This window comes from Methylotenera sp. (genome assembly GCF_029945535.1).
In the GTDB taxonomy this organism is placed as follows: Bacteria; Pseudomonadota; Gammaproteobacteria; order Burkholderiales; family Methylophilaceae; genus Methylotenera.
Genome location: NZ_JAQSCU010000006.1, coordinates 181,606 through 200,347 on the forward strand (window position 1 = coordinate 181,606; position 18,742 = coordinate 200,347).

Annotated in this window: 17 protein-coding genes; 11 read left to right on the forward strand and 6 right to left on the reverse strand. The window is 42.4% G+C overall.

Going from position 1 to position 18,742, the window contains the following annotated elements; all coding sequences use genetic code 11:
* Positions 1–39 precede the first annotated feature (39 nt).
* The 5 genes from aroB (at position 40) to PSU72_RS01985 (ending at position 5,304) form a co-directional block, all read left to right on the forward strand.
* Entirely contained in the window at positions 40–1,113 is a 1,074-nt protein-coding gene (gene aroB / locus PSU72_RS01965) for a 3-dehydroquinate synthase (protein WP_300430120.1), read from the forward strand.
* A gap of 102 nt (positions 1,114–1,215) precedes the next feature.
* A complete protein-coding gene (locus tag PSU72_RS01970; RefSeq protein ID WP_300430122.1) occupies positions 1,216–2,340 on the forward strand; it encodes a deoxyguanosinetriphosphate triphosphohydrolase in 1,125 nt (374 codons plus the stop codon).
* A gap of 45 nt (positions 2,341–2,385) precedes the next feature.
* Positions 2,386–2,778 carry a transposase gene (locus tag PSU72_RS01975; protein ID WP_300430124.1) on the forward strand — a complete coding sequence of 131 codons (393 nt, stop codon included), beginning with the start codon at positions 2,386–2,388 and terminating at the stop codon, positions 2,776–2,778.
* A 479-nt stretch (positions 2,779–3,257) separates the two neighbouring features.
* On the forward strand, positions 3,258–4,481 hold the full coding sequence (locus tag PSU72_RS01980; RefSeq protein ID WP_300430126.1) for a porin: 1,224 nt from the start codon (positions 3,258–3,260) through the stop codon (positions 4,479–4,481).
* Positions 4,482–4,629: 148 nt separating this feature from the next.
* Positions 4,630–5,304: a DUF6445 family protein gene (locus PSU72_RS01985; protein WP_300430128.1), complete on the forward strand. Its 675-nt coding sequence runs from the start codon at positions 4,630–4,632 to the stop codon at positions 5,302–5,304.
* A 118-nt stretch (positions 5,305–5,422) separates the two neighbouring features.
* On the opposite strand, the gene ntrC is transcribed toward PSU72_RS01985, so the two are convergent.
* From ntrC to glnA, 4 genes are all read right to left on the reverse strand, one after another.
* Positions 5,423–6,811 carry a nitrogen regulation protein NR(I) gene (gene ntrC / locus PSU72_RS01990; RefSeq protein ID WP_300430130.1) on the reverse strand — a complete coding sequence of 463 codons (1,389 nt, stop codon included), beginning with the start codon at positions 6,809–6,811 and terminating at the stop codon, positions 5,423–5,425.
* Positions 6,812–6,894: 83 nt separating this feature from the next.
* Complete coding sequence (gene glnL / locus PSU72_RS01995) at positions 6,895–7,989, reverse strand: nitrogen regulation protein NR(II) (protein WP_300430132.1); 1,095 nt, start codon at positions 7,987–7,989, stop codon at positions 6,895–6,897.
* Between the two features lie 162 nt (positions 7,990–8,151).
* Positions 8,152–8,661, reverse strand: a complete 510-nt coding sequence (locus tag PSU72_RS02000; protein ID WP_300430134.1) for a DUF4124 domain-containing protein — start codon at positions 8,659–8,661, stop codon at positions 8,152–8,154.
* A gap of 169 nt (positions 8,662–8,830) precedes the next feature.
* Positions 8,831–10,240, reverse strand: a complete 1,410-nt coding sequence (gene glnA / locus PSU72_RS02005; protein WP_300430136.1) for a type I glutamate--ammonia ligase — start codon at positions 10,238–10,240, stop codon at positions 8,831–8,833.
* A 341-nt stretch (positions 10,241–10,581) separates the two neighbouring features.
* Here glnA and PSU72_RS02010 point away from each other — a divergent pair, with 341 nt between their 5' ends.
* From PSU72_RS02010 to mtgA, 3 genes are read left to right on the forward strand one after another with little or no spacing between them, the layout of a single operon-like run.
* On the forward strand, positions 10,582–11,031 hold the full coding sequence (locus PSU72_RS02010) for a rhodanese-like domain-containing protein (RefSeq protein WP_300430138.1): 450 nt from the start codon (positions 10,582–10,584) through the stop codon (positions 11,029–11,031).
* A 3-nt stretch (positions 11,032–11,034) separates the two neighbouring features.
* Complete coding sequence (gene aroE / locus PSU72_RS02015) at positions 11,035–11,844, forward strand: shikimate dehydrogenase (RefSeq protein ID WP_300430140.1); 810 nt, start codon at positions 11,035–11,037, stop codon at positions 11,842–11,844.
* 30 nt (positions 11,845–11,874) lie between these two features.
* Positions 11,875–12,609, forward strand: a complete 735-nt coding sequence (gene mtgA, locus PSU72_RS02020) for a monofunctional biosynthetic peptidoglycan transglycosylase (protein ID WP_300430142.1) — start codon at positions 11,875–11,877, stop codon at positions 12,607–12,609.
* A gap of 3 nt (positions 12,610–12,612) precedes the next feature.
* Here the strand turns inward: mtgA and PSU72_RS02025 are convergent, their stop codons facing one another.
* Entirely contained in the window at positions 12,613–12,837 is a 225-nt protein-coding gene (locus PSU72_RS02025) for a DUF2798 domain-containing protein (RefSeq protein WP_300430144.1), read from the reverse strand.
* 132 nt (positions 12,838–12,969) lie between these two features.
* A complete protein-coding gene (gene uvrA, locus PSU72_RS02030; protein WP_300430145.1) occupies positions 12,970–15,783 on the reverse strand; it encodes an excinuclease ABC subunit UvrA in 2,814 nt (937 codons plus the stop codon).
* A gap of 242 nt (positions 15,784–16,025) precedes the next feature.
* On the opposite strand from uvrA, the gene PSU72_RS02035 reads away from it, so the two are divergent.
* The 3 genes from PSU72_RS02035 (at position 16,026) to PSU72_RS02045 (ending at position 18,728) form a co-directional block, all read left to right on the forward strand.
* Positions 16,026–17,411, forward strand: a complete 1,386-nt coding sequence (locus PSU72_RS02035; protein ID WP_300430168.1) for an MFS transporter — start codon at positions 16,026–16,028, stop codon at positions 17,409–17,411.
* Positions 17,412–17,413: 2 nt separating this feature from the next.
* The gene (gene ssb, locus PSU72_RS02040; RefSeq protein WP_300430147.1) at positions 17,414–17,929 is read left to right on the forward strand and encodes a single-stranded DNA-binding protein; all 516 of its coding nucleotides are present in this window, start codon (positions 17,414–17,416) and stop codon (positions 17,927–17,929) included.
* Positions 17,930–18,059: 130 nt separating this feature from the next.
* On the forward strand, positions 18,060–18,728 hold the full coding sequence (locus PSU72_RS02045; protein ID WP_300430149.1) for a hypothetical protein: 669 nt from the start codon (positions 18,060–18,062) through the stop codon (positions 18,726–18,728).
* Positions 18,729–18,742 lie beyond the last annotated feature (14 nt).

Below are 18,742 nucleotides of genomic sequence, written 5' to 3' on the forward strand. Positions count from 1 at the left end.
AATACCCAATTTAAATTTACCTAAATATTATAAATAAATATGCAAACACTAAAAGTCGAGCTTGCTAACAGAAGTTACCCAATACATATAGCACGCAATCTGCTGTCGGATGCAAGCTTAATATTGCCACACCTTAAGCGCAAACATATAGCCATTGTGACTAACACAACCGTTGCACCATTATATTTGGATCAATTGAGTAAAAGTCTGCAAGCTGCAGGTGTAACAGTCATCCCCATTATATTACCCGATGGCGAAGCTTATAAAAATTCGGAAACGCTCAACGTAATTTATGATGCGTTGCTACAAAATCGCTGTGAGCGAAGCACTACATTAATTGCACTTGGTGGTGGAGTAATTGGTGATTTAACTGGATATGCTGCAGCTACTTATCTGCGCGGTGTGCCGTTTATTCAAGTTCCTACTACATTGCTATCTCAAGTAGATTCATCTGTCGGCGGCAAAACTGGCATTAATCATCCACTGGGCAAGAATATGATAGGTGCCTTTTATCAGCCACAGTTAGTCTTGGCCGATATTGATACCCTGCAAACACTACCACCGAGAGAGTTTTCAGCAGGTGTCGCTGAGGTCATTAAGTATGGATTAATTCGCGATGCTGATTTTTTTGATTGGTTAGAAGCCAATATGGCCAGCTTGATGCAGTTGGATGAGCAAGTGCTAAGCTATGCCATTTACCACTCATGTCAAAATAAAGCGGATGTCGTCGCCAAAGATGAGCACGAGCAAGGCGAGCGTGCTTTGCTAAATTTAGGCCATACATTTGGGCATGCCATTGAAAATGCAATGGGTTATGGTGTTTGGTTGCATGGTGAGGCTGTTGCGGCAGGTACAGTCATGGCAGCAGACCTATCAAAACGCATGGGCTGGTTAAGTGAAAGTGAAGTTGCAAGAATTAAAAATAGTTTTGAAGCCGCAAGTTTACCAATTGTTCCGCCAAGCCTAGGTGTTGAAAAATATCTAGATTTAATGTCATTAGATAAAAAGGTGGAAGATGGCAAAATACGCCTCATCTTGCAACAGGCAATTGGTAAATCAGTCATCACCAGTGACTATGATGCAGAGAAACTAAAAGAGACATTGGCAGTATGATGATATAAAAGCACTCGAGACATTAAAAGATTAGCTTCACGTGTAGGAATATCTCTCGAATATCGCGAAAATAATGTCAAAAACTGGAAAATATTAACCATAATGAACAATCTCGCACCGTACGCTGCAAATCCAGAAGAGACGATAGGGCGTCATTTTGACGAACCTGCCTCAGAAACACGGAACGCTTTTCAGCGCGACCGTGATCGCATCATTCACTCCACAGCCTTTCGTCGCCTAGAATACAAAACGCAAGTCTTTGTGAACCATGAAGGTGATTTATTTCGCACAAGGCTAACGCATAGTTTGGAAGTTGCACAAATGGCGCGCGGAATTGCTCGCACACTCAATCTGCATGAAGACTTAACTGAAGCAATCGCGTTGGCGCATGATTTAGGTCATACGCCATTTGGACACGCAGGCCAAGATGCACTCAATGCTTGCATGCGTGATTTTGGTGGCTTTGAACATAACTTACAATCATTAAGAGTGGTTGAAAAATTAGAACAGCGTTATGCAGATTTTGATGGTCTAAACCTTACGTTTGAAGTGCGAGAAGGCATACTCAAGCATTGCTCAATCAAAAATGCAAAACTACTAGGCGATGTTGGGCAGCGATTTTTAGATAAAACTAGCCCAAGCTTAGAAGCGCAGCTCACTAATTTTGCCGACGAAATAGCCTATAACAACCACGATATTGATGATGGGTTGCGGTCAGGATTAATTACCGTAGATCAACTCGCAAAAGTTGAGCTGTTTGCCAATAACTTAGCAATAGTCAAAGCAAAATACCCAAAGTTAGAGCAAAAACGTCTAATACACGAAACCGTACGCCGCATGATCAACACATTGGTGGTCGATTTGTGCACGCACAGTGCTAACAATATAGCGCAACCTCAACCTAAAAATATTAGTGACATTCGCCAGCTACCTCAATTAATTGGTTTTAGCAGTCAGATCGCAGAGCAAAATCAAAAACTCAAACAGTTTTTACGCAAAAACTTGTATCACCACTACAAAGTAAACCGTATGAGCGCAAAAGCAGCACGCATCGTGCGCGAGTTGTTCGAAGCTTTCTTTGAGAATACTGGGCTGCTACCAAATGAATTCCAAATATCCGCAGAAACAGACAAAGCGCGCGCTGTGGCAGACTATATTGCAGGTATGACCGACCGATTTGCCATACGCGAACATCGCAAATTATTTACAGTGGAAGAATATTTGTAACAATCTTTCGCGGCTTGTAGCCGCGAAAAAGTGAGTGAGTATAAAATGAATTCAATAGCAAAACCGCCGCAACTCAAACATCAAAAAGATTTGCGCAAAGGTCGCTATTCACAAACCAATCAAATTTATCACATCACAACGACCACCAAAAATCGCAGACCAATTTTTAGTGATTTTGCCTCCGCAAGAAAACTCATCGGTACTATAAGAAAGTCAGATGACTTAAACTTTACCAAAACAATTGCGTTTGTCATCATGCCAGATCATATGCATTGGCTAATGCAGCTAGAAAATCATGCGACGCAACAACGTATTATTCGTAGCATGAAATCACAGAGTGCAAAGGCAATAGGCATGCCAACTTGGCAAACTGGCAAACTGGCTATACTGGCTATTACGATCACGCAATTCGTAAAGATGAAGATATTCAAAATGTAGCGAGATATATAGTAGCCAATCCAATACGTACAGAATTAGTCACAAAGATAGGCGACTACCCGCATTGGGATGCAATTTGGCTATAGCAGTGTTTCGGGGCTGAAAGCCCCTCCTACCAATCTAGGCTTACAGCACGCAGCATTTATGTAGGAGCGTCTTGCAGCCGCGAACCAACAAAGCCACTAACACCCACATAGTGCCAATTAACCACAGTTCTCGGGGCTACAAGCCCCCCTACGAAAAACTTAATGTTGCAAATTTACAACAATTGTAAACAAATGTGACAAAAACACCAATAATTAGTTGTTTCGCACCAATGCTTTAGGCATACTCTCATTCACCTTCTTAATGACGATTTTAAACATAGTCCCATTGAGAGAGTTTGCAAACTCTCTTGCTGTTATCACAGGTCAAAAATGACTTGGTAATAGTGAGGTTATTTAGTAATAAAAATAGCATTACATAATTAGGAGATTCATATGAATAACACAATTAAATTAGCAGTTGCTTCAGCTCTATTAGCTGCAGCTTCAAACGCTTCAGCTGGTATCATGATTCCAGCTGGCGATTGGACTTTAGACATCGGTGGCGTTGTAAACGCTTACTACACATCTACACGCGTTTCAGGTAATCAAACAGTTGGCTACGGCGGTGCTTTGTTCACTGCAAATGCAGCTGGCAACAGTGCAACTTCGTCAAACATCACTACAGGTTTGTTACCAAACTACTTAACAGTTTCTGGTAAAACACGTCAAAACGATTTAGATGTTGGTTTTACAATCAGCATCAACCCAGGAGCTTCAACTACACAAGCTGGTATTCAATCGTTCAATAATGGTAACGGTGCTAGACAAGAAAACCGTCAAGCATTCTTAACATTCGGTGATGCTTCATGGGGTTCTATCAAATTAGGTAAAGATTTAGGTATCTACGCTTCAGACGCTATCTTGAACGACATGACATTGTTAGGTGTTGGTTCTGGCGCTGGTGGTTTAGCTGGTAACGACACAACTACAGGTCGTATCGGTACTGGTTATATGTACGCTGACTGGAAATCACAAATTGCTTACTCATCACCAAACTGGAATGGCTTCAGCTTTACTGCTGGTGTAACTCAAGCTTGGAATGCAATTAATGTTGGTGGTATTACAACTGCTGGCGGTACAAATACTGCCCGTGGTGGTTCAGCGCCAGCATTTGAAGGTAAAGCTTCTTACGCTTGGGCTGGCGACTTTGCTGGTAAAGTATGGGTTTCTGGTATCACACAAAAAATGGAAGGTCTTAAAGACCGTGGTGAGTCTGCAGATATTGGCGCAACAGTTAATGTTGCTGGCTTTGGTTTAACTGGTTACTACTACGGTGGTTCTGGTATCGGTCAAACAGTTCAATTCAACGGTGGTTTTGATGCAGCTGGTAATGCGCGTGATTCAGAAGGTTACTACGTTCAAGCTACATACACTATTCCAGGTGTAGGTACTAAACTAGGCGCAAGCTGGGGTGAGTCTAAGTTAGATGGTAACGGCGCTGCTGATACTGTTCTAGGTTCAAATACACTTACAGATGAAATGTGGGTAATTGGTGCTTACCATCCTTTAACAAAACACTTAAATTTAGTTGCTGAATATTCAGATGTTAAATCATCATTAGCGGCTACTGAAGGTAAAGCAAAAACTGTTTCTTTAGGCGCAATCTTATTCTTCTAGTATTACTACAGGTTAATCCTGTGTTAGTTTAGAAGCTTAATATAAGCTCAAAGTTATATATAAAAACGGCAACTTTGGTTGCCGTTTTTATTGCTCGAAACCTATCTCTCGCTTAATATGGGTACATTAATTTTTATGAGCATAAAGTATGAATTTCTATCCACATACAATCGTTGAAAACTTTTATGAAAATCCAGATGCGATTAGAAAATTTGCTTTAGCGCAGGAGTATAAATTTTGCCATGAGCAAAATGAAATATCTCATGTTTACCCTGGTTGTAGAACACGCGAGTTATGTGACTTAAATAAAGCATTATATGACAAAATTTGCTCAAAGCTGATTTCAGTCTTTCATATTCCAAATCACGATCGTATGCGATGGGAGATTAGGACTGGCTTTCAGAGTGTTTCAGCTAAGTATGGTCAAGGTGTTATCCATACAGATGGAGATACTATATTTGCAGGGGTACTCTATTTAACGCCTGATGCTCAGCTAAATTCAGGCACTTCGCTTTTTAAGAAAAATCAATCATTTAATCAAGATAACTATAAGCGTGCCCTAGATGAAAATGATGCAAAATTTAGAACAGGTGACATCAGAATGTCGACTGAATATCACAGTATGTTTGATGAAGTTGCCCGTTTTAGCAATCTGTACAATACATTAGTGATATACGAAGGCGATAATTTTCATGCCGCAAATAATTTTTTTGGTGAGTCATTAGACGACTCAAGACTAACGCAGGCATTTTTCATTAAGAAAATTGATGCTAACAAAGCAGACTCATTCCCGATTAATAGAATAAAATCGGTAAAAGTTTAATTTCTATCTTGCCTTAATGTAGGAGCGATATTTAGATCGCGAATGCAAGGTGACCAAGCTGATCTTGCTTTCGCGCAATAAATTGCGCTCCTACATTAAGTCCGCCTACTAAATTACATTACTCCTCTATCCCCAATTCTTGAATCTTGCGTGTGAGTGTATTTCGTCCCATGCCTAGTTGATTGGCTGCTTCAATACGGCGTCCGTGCGTATGTTCTAGCGCTTTTACAATGAGTATCCGCTCAAATATGTTGGTGCGGGTTTCTAGAATATTTTGTTCATCTCGGGTTAGCGCGTCCATTACTTCGGCGGCCAGTGCATCTTGCCATGAAAGTGCAGCGTTTGATTTGCTGCTGTCTTCTTTAAGTTCTGGCGGTAGGTCTGCAATATCAATATTCTGACCTGGTGCCATCACGGTAAGCCAGTGGCATACGTTTTCTAGCTGGCGCACATTGCCGCTCCAGTTGACTGCGCTTAAATATTTAAGTGCCGCAACGGAAGGTTGTTTTGTCTCTACGCCTAACTCTGTGGCGCTGTGCTGTAAGAAATGTTTGATGAGTAATGGTATATCTTCCCGACGCTCGCGTAGCGCAGGTAATCTTAAGCGGATTACATTTAAGCGGTGAAACAAGTCTTCACGAAATAAGCCATTCTTAACACGCTCTTCTAAGTCCTGATGGGTTGCGGCGATGATGCGTACATTCACTTTAATGGGTTGATGACCGCCAACACGGTAGAACTGCCCATCACTCAATACGCGTAAAAGTCGAGTTTGTAGATCTGGCGGCATGTCGCCAATTTCATCTAAAAACAGTGTCCCAGTATCGGCCTGCTCGAATCTGCCACGTCTAGCGGCTTGTGCGCCTGTAAACGCACCACGTTCGTGACCAAATAATTCAGATTCAAGCAAGTCTTTTGGAATAGCGGCAGTGTTAATAGCAATAAATGGTTTATCACCTCTTGGGCTGTGGCGATGCAAAGCGCGCGCTACAAGCTCTTTACCACTGCCAGATTCGCCATTGATAAGTACAGTCGCATGTGATCGACTTAATCGGCCTATGGCTCTAAAAACCTCTTGCATGGCAGGTGCTTGACCAATAATCTCAGGTGTAGCTTCAACTTCAGTGCTTTCAGGCGCTTGTCTTGTGCTTTCTTCCACTGCGCGTTTAATGACATCAATTGCCTGATCAACGTCAAAAGGCTTGGCTAGGTACTCGAATGCACCACCTTGAAAGGCGGCTACTGCACTTTCTAAGTCTGAATAGGCGGTCATAATGATGACAGGAATATCAGGAAATTTCTGTTTGATTTCGCTTAAAAAATCTAGGCCAGAACCATTTGGCATGCGGATATCACTCACCACAACTTGTGGCTGTTCGCGCTCTAAGGCATTGAGTGCTTCAGCGACTGAAGAAAAGGTTTTAAATTCTAAATCCGTACGTGCTAGGGCTTTTTCAAACACCCAGCGTATAGATTTGTCGTCGTCGATGATCCAGATTGGTTTCATTTTTTATCCTAGTTTCGCGGCTACAAGCCGCTCCTACAAAGAGCGTGTGTAGGAGCGGCTTGTAGCCGCGAATGTTGTTATGTTTATTGATTAACTACTTTAGGCTTAATTGCCGTTGTTTCAATTGGTAATAGAATCGTAAAGCAGGTATTGCCAGGTACGCTTTCGCATTCAATCATACCGTGGTGCTGAGTGATGAATGTTTGCGCAAGCGTTAAACCTAAGCCCGAGCCGCCTTCACTGCCTGATACCAGCGGGTAAAAAATACGGTCACGAATGTCAGCTGGAATACCCGGACCGTTATCCGTGATTTCTAATTTAATGGCAACGCGATAGCGCTTTCTTGCCAATGTTACCTGACGTTCAGCACGTGTTCTAAAGGTGATTTGGCTGCCGGCTGTGTGGTGTGATTGCATAGCTTGTACAGCATTGCGCGCAATGTTTAATACCGCTTGAATTAGTTTTTCGCGGTCGCCGATGAGTTCGGGCAGACTTAAATCATAGTCACGTTTAATCAGCACGGTTTTTGGTGTTTCGGCTAACAACAAGCTACGTACGCGTTCAAGCACTTCATGAATATTGGTTGGCTGATATTTTGGTGCACGATGCGGTATCAGCAATCTATCCATCAGCGATTGCAAGCGATCGGCTTCTTTAATAATCACTTGTGTGTATTCACGGAGGCTTGGCGATGGAAGTTCGTGCTCTAACAACTGCGCCGCGCCACGAAGACCGCCAAGTGGATTGCGAATTTCATGCGCAAGGTTGCGCAGTAACTCCGCATTGGCTTGCTGCTGAATCAACATGCGCTCTTCACGCGCGATGCGGAGTTGTGCATCCATTTGTTGAAATTCAAGTATTAAGCAAGCGTTTGGCGAATCAATTGGTGTTGCCGTGCAAGTAACGGCAAACGAGTTATGCCGATTGGTAGTAATTGTGAACTCATGTTCACGGAATGGACTTTGTTGCTGAATAGCGTTCTTAATCGCAGACATTAAAATTTCGCAATCAGGGAACACGTCGCTAATCAGCATGCCGGTTACGTGAGTGGCGCTAAACGCAAATATGATTTCTGCGCCGGGGTTGATATACACCACGCGACGATTTTCGTCTAACAGTATGATGGCCGTTGCTAGATGCTCTAAACCAGAAAAGTGATTGGGTGTGGGTTGAACCATTAAATTTGGACCATTAAATTTGAATCATAGTTATATTGAATTTAGTGTTAATCTAAACGAGTTTTCAATGATGATACTATGACTAAGCAAAAGATAGACCAACTTTGCAGGTAGGCCTATCTTTAATTTTGATGGCTAATAAATGATGCTAAAAGTGCTGATTTAATGCAGATTATCTAGCTCTTTTTGCAATAGCTTGATGTTGTTCTGATGGCTATCTACATCGTCTTGCAAGCTTTTCATTTTTTCTTGGAATTTAGGTACGTTGCGCATAGTGGCGCCATTGGCCGTTTTGTATATCTCTGGTTTAGCTTCACCTTCAGCATAGGCTTTTTTTGCTTCTTCTAAAGCGGCTTTTTCAGAATCAAGCTCATTTTGTAAAATCTCTTGGCGTTTGCCATCTCGTTGATTCTGCGTTTGTTTGTCAACCTTAGGAAAGCCTTCAGGTGTTGCTGTGCGCTTGTTGCCAGAGGAAGAGCCACCCGTGCTTTTAGGACGCTCATTTACAATCGTATTCGCGTCAGGGTCAAACTCTAGGCGCGTTGCGCCTTTTGTCTTGATATTGGAATAAGTAATGCGCCCTTCAGCATCTACACGTTTATAAATTTCAGCAATCGCGTTAGTGGAAAACGCAATAACAACGAGTGTGGCTATAGACAGAGTTTTTTTCATAGTAATAGTTTAGTAGAGTTAGCCAAGTTAGGCAATGTGCTTAGAAAACGCATGGCTGTGGCTAAAGGTTGACCTATACGCAAATGAAAAAAGGGGCGAATATCGCCCCTTTTTTTCTGCTGCTAATAATTCAGCTGCTAGTTAAAAATTAACTTAGCAGGAATTTAGCTTAGCAAGAGTAGTACAAACCAAACTCAACTGGGTGTGGTGTCATACGTACTTTATTCACTTCTTCCATTTTCAAACCAATGTAAGCGTCAATCCAGTCGTTAGTGAATACGCCACCTTTAGTTAAGAACTCGCGGTCTTTATCTAACTCAGAAAGCGCTTCTTCTAGTGATGCACATACTGTTGGGATTTGTGCATCTTCTTCTGGAGGAAGATGGTACAAGTCTTTAGTCGCTGGTTCACCTGGGTGAATCTTGTTTTGAACGCCATCTAGACCAGCCATTAGCAATGCAGAGAACGCTAAGTATGGGTTAGCAATTGGGTCTGGGAAACGCGCTTCAACACGGCGACCTTTGTCAGAATGCACAAAAGGAATGCGGATAGAAGCTGAACGGTTTTTAGCTGAGTAAGCTAATTTAACTGGCGCTTCGTAATGTGGCACTAGGCGTTTGTATGAGTTTGTACCTGGGTTTGTAATCGCATTTAATGCTTTAGCGTGTTTGATGATGCCGCCAATGTAGTAAAGCGCGAATTCGCTCAAACCAGCGTAGCCATTACCTGCGAACAAGTTTTTGCCATCTTTCCATACTGATTGGTGAACGTGCATACCTGAACCGTTATCGCCTGCGAATGGTTTTGGCATAAATGTAGCAGTTTTGCCGTAAGCATGAGCTGTGTTCAAAATCACATATTTTTGAATTTGAGTCCAGTCAGCGCGTTGCGTTAAGGTACTGAATCTAGTACCAATTTCACATTGACCAGCCGTTGCAACTTCATGGTGGTGCACTTCAACAGGCACGCCCATTGCTTCTAAAGTCATACACATTGCTGAACGGATGTCATGCAATGAATCGACTGGAGGCACTGGGAAATAACCGCCTTTAACCCCTGGACGATGGCCAGTGTTGCCGCCTTCAAATTTCTCGCCAGACGCCCAAGCGCCTTCTTCTGAGTTAATGCGCACTGAACTACCGTTCATTGCAACATCCCATTGAATGCTGTCAAAAATGAAGAATTCTGGCTCTGGACCGAAATAAGCAGTATCACCTAAACCAGTTGATTTTAAGTAGGCTTCAGCACGTTTAGCTAAGCTACGTGGATCACGTTCGTAACCTTTACCGTCAGTTGGGTCAACAACATCACAAGTTAAAATAAGTGTTGGCTCGTCCATGAATGGATCGATATTGGCTGTTGATGCATCTGGCATCAATTGCATGTCTGATGCTTGAATACCTTTCCAACCTGCGATTGAAGAACCGTCAAAAGCGTGGCCTTCTGTAAATTTTGATTCGTCAAAATGTGAAACAGGCACGGTGACGTGTTGTTCTTTACCGCGAGTATCAGTAAAACGAAAATCAACAAATTTAATGTCGTTTTCTTTTACCATTTTCATTACATTAGCCACTGACATCAGAATCTCCTATTGGTGGTGTGGGTTAGGATTAAACTTACAAAACAAAAAACAAAATAATTCAACTCAGTAGATTAGCAGGAAACGTGCCATTCTGAAAAGACCAAATAACGGCTTTTTTAAAGAAGTGTTAAAATCCAATCTAAAACAAAGCACCAAATATGTGCGGTTTGTCTAATTGATGCACTTTAACGGTGCGTATAACTTGCTGTGTTGGTGCGTGAATATTTTCACGATTTTACAGATATACTTTACGGAAATCATTGCTAAGAATTTCGAATGTAAAATTGTCGAAATTTGATATGCTCTAAAGATAAGAACTATTTAATAAGGTAACTTTCATGAGTAATCTAAACGCTGTTTTACAAACAGCACAAAAACGTAGCGCGGATAACAATTTTTCATATGCAGGTGCTTTAACGCCACATGAAGCATTTGAGCTATTACAGCAAAATGCTGAAGTCGTTTTAGTTGATGTGCGCACGCAAGCAGAATTAGAGCTTGTAGGACGCGTGCCAAATGCAATGCATATTGAGTGGGCAACTTATCCAGGCATGGTTAAAAACCAAGAGTTTGCTAAACAGTTAGCGGACAATGTTGATAAAAACCTTACCGTGATATTTATGTGCCGCACAGGTGGGCGTTCGCATAATGCTGCAGTGGTGGCTGAGCAACTTGGTTTTGATAAAGCTTACAATATGCTTGAAGGCTTTGAGGGTGAAGCAAACGAACTGAAACAACGCACTATGATTAACGGCTGGAAACATGCTGACTTGCCTTGGACCAATTAAATAATGACTGATAAGTATGCAGTGATTGGGAATCCTATATCACATAGTAAATCACCGCTAATACATGAAGCTTTTGCTAAACAAACCAATCAGGATATTAGCTATGAGCGTATTTTGGCACCGCTCGACGGTTTTGAGTTGACGGTTCGAGATTTAATCGCGAGTGGATATAAAGGGGCGAATGTCACTGTGCCGTTTAAGTTTGAGGCTTATAAAATTTGCGATAGCTTGAGCGCTCGGGTTATAAGTTCCGGTTCAGGAGCAGTGAATACCTTGATTAATATCCATGGAAAAATACATGGTGATAATACTGATGGCGTAGGGTTGCGTAATGATATTGAGAAAAACCTTAAATTCCTGATTGCCGATAAAAATATATTGATTCTAGGTGCTGGTGGCGCAGCTTATGGTGTTTTAAATTCTTTAATAGGGGCTAAAAGTATCACTATTGCGAATCGTACATCTGAGAAAGCACTTCAACTGGTGATGAGTATTTCTGATGTTAATGAAGCGCGCGCAAAGATGTTTGAGGAGCTAGATGCTCCATATGACTTAATTATTAACGCGACCTCAACAGGTTTAACTGATACCGCTTTACCTATCCCAAACATTATTTTCTCTAAAGATTGTTTAGCCTACGACATGATGTATGGTCGCGAAACGCCTTTTATGAAGCAGGCAAGGGAAAATGGCGCGTTAGTGGCGGATGGTCTTGGTATGCTGGTGGAGCAAGCGGCTGAGGCGTTTTATCTTTGGTGTGGTGTGCGGCCAGAAACGCAAAGCGTGATTCAGCAAATTAGAAATTTAGCTTAACTAATTTTAGTTTAGAAGAAATATAAAATAATGAAAAATTGGTTACTGAATAATAAACCAGATGCAGCACCATTAGGTTTTGGCGGATACTTTACCCGAGGCTTGGTGGTGTTTTTTATGCTGCTTTTTTTGTATCAACTTTGGATCTTTTTGCACATTTGTTGGTGGATAAAATTCAACCCGTCTTCTAGTGCTTTTATGGTGGATCGCTTAGAAATCATTCAAGAAGAAAAGCCAGATGCAGAGTTGAAGTATCAGTGGGTAGATTACTCCAAAATTTCAAGCAACCTAAAACGTGCGGTCGTCGCTAGCGAAGATGCAAAGTTCGTTGACCATGAAGGATTTGATTGGGAAGGTATTGAGAAAGCTTACGCAAAAAATCTCAAAAAGGGCAAAATCGTTGCGGGAGGCTCAACGATTAGCCAGCAACTGGCTAAGAATTTATTTTTATCCACCAAGCGCACCCCTTGGCGCAAAGGTGAAGAAGCGCTTATTACTGTAATGCTAGAAAATGTATTGAGTAAGCGTCGTATTTTAGAGATTTACTTGAATGTCATTGAATGGGGCAACGGCGTGTTTGGCGCAGAGGCGGCATCGCGGCATTATTACAAAACTAGTGCGGCTAAGCTTAGTAGCGCACAAGCTGCAAAATTAGCCGCTATGATTCCAAATCCGCGCTATTACGATGCACATAAATCAACCTCCTACCTCAATCGCAGAACGGCTACGATTCAAGCTAGAATGCGCTTTTCAGAGGTGCCGTAAGGTTTACTCGGTCAGGCTAGCGACGATTTTTTTAACAATAGGTGCAACAAGCAAAACAGCTGGAAATGCCACCGGCCACGCGTGAATAAATGCGCGCATCCAATGTGAAACAAACTGAGCATCAATGCCTGCAAATAAGGCGGTTAGCACGCCAGACATGATGAAAGCCATCAGTAAAGACATCAAGAAGGCAAATAGGATGCCTGTGTATTTTTTTGGTATTTTCATAAAAACTCTACAATTAAATAACAACATCAATTTTGGCTAGTAGGGTGGGCAACTTGCTTGCCCACGCGGAATTGTTGAGTTAGGTCAATCTAAAACGCTTGGGCAGAAAACCTGCCCACCCTACAAATTAAATTAAAGCATTGCCTTGAGATATTTAGCTGTATAGCTTTCAGTGCTCAAAGCGACTTGTTCTGGCGTACCTTCTGCAATAATTGTACCGCCGCCATCGCCACCTTCAGGGCCCATGTCAACTATCCAGTCCGCAGTTTTAATCACGTCTAGGTTATGCTCAATAATCACGATGGTGTTGCCCGCATCGCGTAGGCGATGAATAACATCTAGCAATAGTTGAATATCGGCAAAGTGCAAGCCGGTGGTTGGTTCATCCAGAATATATAAGGTGCGGCCTGTGTCGCGTTTGCTTAACTCAAGTGCTAATTTAACACGTTGCGCCTCGCCGCCACTTAATGTCGTCGCGCTTTGTCCAAGTGTAATGTAGCCTAAGCCTACATCGAGCAGCGTTTTCAATTTACGCGAAATTACTGGCTGCGCACTGAAGAAGCCGTGCGCTTGCTCAACGGTCATTTCTAATACTTCACGAATATTTTTGCCTTTGAATTGAATTTCCAAAGTTTCACGGTTATAGCGGTGGCCTTTGCATACGTCGCACGGCACGTAAACGTCTGGTAAAAAGTGCATTTCTACACGTATTACACCGTCGCCTTGGCAAGCTTCACAGCGCCCGCCTTTAACGTTGAATGAGTATCGACCAGGGCCATAACCACGCACGCGGCTTTCTGGTACGCCAGCAAATAAATCGCGAATGGGCGTGAATAGTCCAGTGTAAGTCGCTGGATTAGAGCGTGGCGTGCGGCCAATCGGACTTTGATCGACATCGACCACTTTGTCGAAAAATGCCAAACCGTCGATTTCGTTATACGGCGCTGGTTCTGTGCTACTGCCATATAAATGCTGTGAAACCACGCGGTATAAAGTATCGTTAATTAACGTAGATTTTCCGCTACCAGAAACGCCAGTAATGCAGCTTAGTAAGCCCACAGGTAGTTTCAAGGTGACATCTTTTAGGTTGTTGCCAGTCGCGTTACTTAGTTTTAACCAACGCGCAGGGTCTGGCGGTGTACGTTTTTTGTTATAAATAATTTGTTTTTTGCCGCTTAAGTACTGACCCGTGAGTGAGTCTGGGTTAGCTAACACCTCCGCAGGCGTGCCTTCAGCTACAATTCTGCCGCCATGCTCACCCGCACCTGGGCCAATATCAACCACGTAATCGGCAGTTAAAATCGCATCATGGTCATGTTCGACAACAATCACGCTGTTGCCAATATCACGCAGGCGCTTTAATGTTTCTAGCAAACGATCATTGTCACGTTGATGCAAGCCGATAGAAGGTTCATCCAGCACATACATCACGCCCGTTAAGCCGCTGCCGATTTGTGAGGCTAAACGAATACGTTGTGCCTCGCCTCCAGATAGCGTTTCAGCTGAACGTGAAAGCGATAAATACTCCAAACCAACGTTCGTTAAAAATTTCAGACGGTTGCTAATTTCTTTTACAATCTTATCGGCAATCGCAAGTTTAGCACCAGTCAATTCAAGTGTATCAAAGAAAGTGAGCGCTAACTTAAGAGGCACTTCGCATACTTCGTGAATGTTCTTATTGCCTACTTTTACATGGCGCGCTTCTTTGCGTAAACGTGTGCCAGAGCAATCAGGACAGCTTTGTGAGTTTAAGTATTTTGCGAGCTCTTCACGCACGGTCTGCGAGTCAGTTTCGTGATAACGGCGTTGCAAGTTATTTAAAATACCTTCAAATGCATGGGTCTTTTCAAAGAAAACGCCACGTTCATTCAGGTATTTAAATGGCATCACATCTTTGCCGCTGCCGTTTAATAATACTTTTTGTATGTACTCAGGCAACTTCTCAAATGCGGTATCAAGGTTGAAGTTGTAATGCGCGGCGATACTGGCGAGCATTTGGAAGTAAAACTGATTACGTTTATCCCAGCCTTTAATCGCACCCGCCGCGAGTGATAAGTGTGGAAATGCTACCACGCGCTTTGGATCGAAAAAGTTGATATTACCTAAGCCATCACACTTAGGGCATGCGCCCATCGGATTGTTGAAAGAGAATAGGCGCGGCTCTAATTCAGCAAGTGAGTAGTCACACACTGGGCATGAGAATTTAGCTGAAAATAGATGCTCCTTTTCAGTATCCATTTCAACTGCAATGGCTTTGCCTTCTGCTAGGCGCAAAGCGGTTTCAAATGATTCAGCAATACGCTGCTTCATGTCTTGCTTCACTTTGATGCGGTCTATGACAACTTCAACCGTATGTTTTGTGGTTTTTGTCAGTTGCGGTAAAGCATCGACCTCATAGATTTTGCCATCTACACGTAAACGCACAAAACCTTGTGCTTTAAGCTCTTCAAATAAATCGAGTTGCTCGCCTTTGCGATTGCTCACCACAGGCGCCAAAATCATCAGCTTGGTATCTTCAGGCAGCGCTAATACGCTATCCACCATTTGGCTAACAGTTTGTGCTTCTAGCTTGATGCCATGTTCAGGACATTCTGGGTCGCCAGCACGAGCGTAAAGCAAACGTAGGTAATCGTGAATTTCTGTCACAGTACCAACGGTAGAACGCGGATTGTGCGATGTGGATTTTTGCTCAATAGAAATCGCAGGCGATAAACCTTCAATCAAATCAACATCAGGTTTATCCATACGCGCCAAGAATTGGCGTGCATAAGCCGACAGCGATTCGACATAGCGGCGCTGACCTTCTGCATATAGCGTATCAAAAGCAAGTGAGGACTTGCCCGAGCCCGATAAACCCGTAATCACGACCAGCTGATTGCGTGGAATATCCAGCGAAATGTTTTTAAGATTGTGCGTTCGCGCACCACGTATTTTGATGAATTCCATAATGCTTTTACGAAAATTAGGGCAACCTGCTAATATACATACTTTTACGCATTTAGCTACATTTTTAGGCCTTAAGTTTTTTTATGTCTACACCAAAGAATCATTCGAGCAATCACACGCAAGACCTTTTTGCAGGCATTGCAGTAGATGCAGCTAAGTCAGCTGAGCTTACTTCAGAGGCTTTGCCATCAAATACTGATGCACCAATCACACTAAACTCAATCGATTTGCCAGCAGATAAAATGACGCCTTTAGAAGTGCGTGCAACAGTGAGCTTGGCGGCGATTTACGGTTTACGTATGTTTGGCATGTTTTCTATTTTGCCAATTTTTGCAATTTACGCTTCAAACAATTTTCTACCCAAGCCAAATGGCTTGCAAATCGGCTTAGCACTTGGCGCTTACGGGTTAACGCAAGCCTTATTTCAATTGCCGTTTGGCATGGCTTCAGATAAATTTGGTCGCAAGCCTATGATTTATTTAGGCCTAGCTATTTTTGCGATTGGTAGCATGGTCGCCGCATTGGCGATGAATATTGAAGGTGTGATTTTAGGCCGTGCCATTCAGGGGGCAGGTGCTGTTTCTGCCGCTGTCACAGCTTTGTTAGCGGATTTAACTCGCGATGAAAACCGCACCAAAGCTATGGCAACCATAGGTGGCACCATTGGTATGGCGTTTGCGGTTTCATTAGTGATTGGCCCATTACTTAATCAATGGATAGGCGTGCCAGGCATATTCGCGATGACAGCGTTGTTAAGTTTAGCTGCTATTGCGGTAATGAAGTTTGTTGTGCCTGAGCCTTTGCATAGCCACTATCATTCGGATGCCAGCGCAGCACCAGCCAAGCTAAAAGACGTTTTGAAAAACAAACAATTACTACGTTTAAATTATGGCATTTTCGCACTGCATGCTGCGCAAATGGCGATGTTTGTCGTGGTGCCATTCGCTCTTGTTAAATCAAGCGGCATGCATGAAAATCAACATTGGATGATTTATTTACCTGTGTTGATTGCCTCATTCGTATTTATGGTGCCGGCGATTATTTACGCTGAAAAGAAAGCCAAAATGAAACAGGTTTTTGTTGGCGCAATCGCTACTATGTTTATAGCGCAATTGATGTTCTCAGCTTCCATTCAGCTATTTTGGGGCATAGTGCTGTCGCTTACTATGTACTTTATTGCTTTTAATGTACTAGAAGCTTCTTTACCTTCAATTATAAGTAAAATTGCACCTGCTGCAGCTAAAGGAACAGCGATAGGCGTATATAATACTTCGCAGTCATTAGGTGTGTTTGTTGGTGGTGCTTTAGGTGGTTACTTGTCGCATAAAGTTGGCTTTGCCAGTGTGTTTATTTTCTGCAGCGTGATGATGCTTTTGTGGCTGGTATTGGCATATTCAATGCAGGCTCCACCTGCGGTAAAAACTAAAATGTACAGCTTAGATGAAGATGCGCCTGAGCTAACCACGGGTGTGGCTGAGCTGTTAAAAAACAAGCTACTAGCCCTAACAGGCGTGATAGAAGCCGTGGTATTGCCACAAGAACGCACCGTAATATTAAAGATAGATAAATCGCAACATGGGGATGAAACCCAATTGCAAACACAAGTACATCAATTGTTGAGGGGATAAAAATGGCATCAGTCAATAAAGTAATTTTAGTCGGCAACTTAGGCAAAGATCCTGAAGTAAGATTCATGCCGAATGGCGAAGCTGTTTGTAACTTCAGCATTGCGACTACCGATAGCTGGAAAGATAAATCTGGCGCAAAACAAGAACGCACAGAATGGCACAACATCGTGATGTACCGCAAACTTGCGGAAATCGCAGGGGAGTACCTTAAAAAAGGTCGTCCAGTGTACGTTGAAGGCCGCTTGCAAACGCGTAAATGGCAGACTAAAGAAGGCCAAGATCGTTACACAACAGAAATCATCGCAGACCAAATGCAAATGCTAGGCGGACGTGATGGTGCAGGCTCAAACGCTAGCTACGATGGCGGCATGGATCAAAGTAGTGGCAGCAGCGACTACGATCAAGCGCCATCAAGTGCTAATCAATCATCAACAAAGCAGGCGCCAGCGCAATCAACTGCCAAAGCAGCGACTAGTGGTTCAGGTTTTGATGATTTTGAAGATGATATTCCGTTCTAGAAACTACCTATACTGGTAATGTAAATAAACCCCTGTAGACCATAAATCTACAGGGGTTTTTCTTTGTTTACAGGTTATTTTTTGTTTGTTAATATCATGGACTAAAGTATACCTTGCGTGAGTGTAAATAATGAATGCAAAATATCGAGTAAAAATGATTGTCACTGCTTCAGGAGAGCGCCTTCCCATTCTGCTTGCTCCTGATGGGTTGCCAATTTTTGAACCTAATGTTTTTACTTTATCAGAGGTGCGGTCAAAAAATAGAGCTTCGAATACGATCGATAGTTATCTTAAATCAATCACGATATTTTTGTTATTTCTTGATTTGCGTAATATCAATTTAGAAGAGCGGCTCAATGTTGGTCAATTATTATCTCTAGGTGAAATTGAAGAGTTGGTTGGAATTTGCAGATTACCTATTGATAGAATTTATACTGTTTTGAATGATATTCGCATTGAATCTGCTCAGAAAACTTCAACAGTAAGATTATTGGAAAGTTTGAGATCGCGTTCAACCTTAAAAGGTCATAAGAATGTTGGTGCTCCTGTAGCTGCAACTAGACTAAGAAATATTCGTGATTATTTAAAATGGCTTTGTTCTGACCCTATATCAAATCATGGAGTCGCCCCGTCATTTCGTATGTCGTTAGCATTATCTTGTCAAAATACATCAAATGCAATTGAGGCTAGATTACCTTCGGTTATATATAAATATTCAACAGTTGATCCCCGTGAAGGTTTGGCAACAGAAGATGTTAATGTTGAATTGCACTCAGAATTGACCCACCTAGCAATATAAATTGCACTAGAAAT

Coding starts and splice junctions, on each gene's coding strand:
- aroB (WP_300430120.1), top strand. CDS start 40: ATGCAAACACTAAAAGTCGAGCTTGCTAACAGAAGTTACCCAATACAT.
- PSU72_RS01970 (WP_300430122.1), top strand. CDS start 1,216: ATGAACAATCTCGCACCGTACGCTGCAAATCCAGAAGAGACGATAGGG.
- PSU72_RS01975 (WP_300430124.1), top strand. CDS start 2,386: ATGAATTCAATAGCAAAACCGCCGCAACTCAAACATCAAAAAGATTTG.
- PSU72_RS01980 (WP_300430126.1), top strand. CDS start 3,258: ATGAATAACACAATTAAATTAGCAGTTGCTTCAGCTCTATTAGCTGCA.
- PSU72_RS01985 (WP_300430128.1), top strand. CDS start 4,630: ATGAATTTCTATCCACATACAATCGTTGAAAACTTTTATGAAAATCCA.
- ntrC (WP_300430130.1), bottom strand. CDS start 6,811: ATGAAACCAATCTGGATCATCGACGACGACAAATCTATACGCTGGGTG.
- glnL (WP_300430132.1), bottom strand. CDS start 7,989: ATGGTTCAACCCACACCCAATCACTTTTCTGGTTTAGAGCATCTAGCA.
- PSU72_RS02000 (WP_300430134.1), bottom strand. CDS start 8,661: ATGAAAAAAACTCTGTCTATAGCCACACTCGTTGTTATTGCGTTTTCC.
- glnA (WP_300430136.1), bottom strand. CDS start 10,240: ATGTCAGTGGCTAATGTAATGAAAATGGTAAAAGAAAACGACATTAAA.
- PSU72_RS02010 (WP_300430138.1), top strand. CDS start 10,582: ATGAGTAATCTAAACGCTGTTTTACAAACAGCACAAAAACGTAGCGCG.
- aroE (WP_300430140.1), top strand. CDS start 11,035: ATGACTGATAAGTATGCAGTGATTGGGAATCCTATATCACATAGTAAA.
- mtgA (WP_300430142.1), top strand. CDS start 11,875: ATGAAAAATTGGTTACTGAATAATAAACCAGATGCAGCACCATTAGGT.
- PSU72_RS02025 (WP_300430144.1), bottom strand. CDS start 12,837: ATGAAAATACCAAAAAAATACACAGGCATCCTATTTGCCTTCTTGATG.
- uvrA (WP_300430145.1), bottom strand. CDS start 15,783: ATGGAATTCATCAAAATACGTGGTGCGCGAACGCACAATCTTAAAAAC.
- PSU72_RS02035 (WP_300430168.1), top strand. CDS start 16,026: ATGACGCCTTTAGAAGTGCGTGCAACAGTGAGCTTGGCGGCGATTTAC.
- ssb (WP_300430147.1), top strand. CDS start 17,414: ATGGCATCAGTCAATAAAGTAATTTTAGTCGGCAACTTAGGCAAAGAT.
- PSU72_RS02045 (WP_300430149.1), top strand. CDS start 18,060: ATGAATGCAAAATATCGAGTAAAAATGATTGTCACTGCTTCAGGAGAG.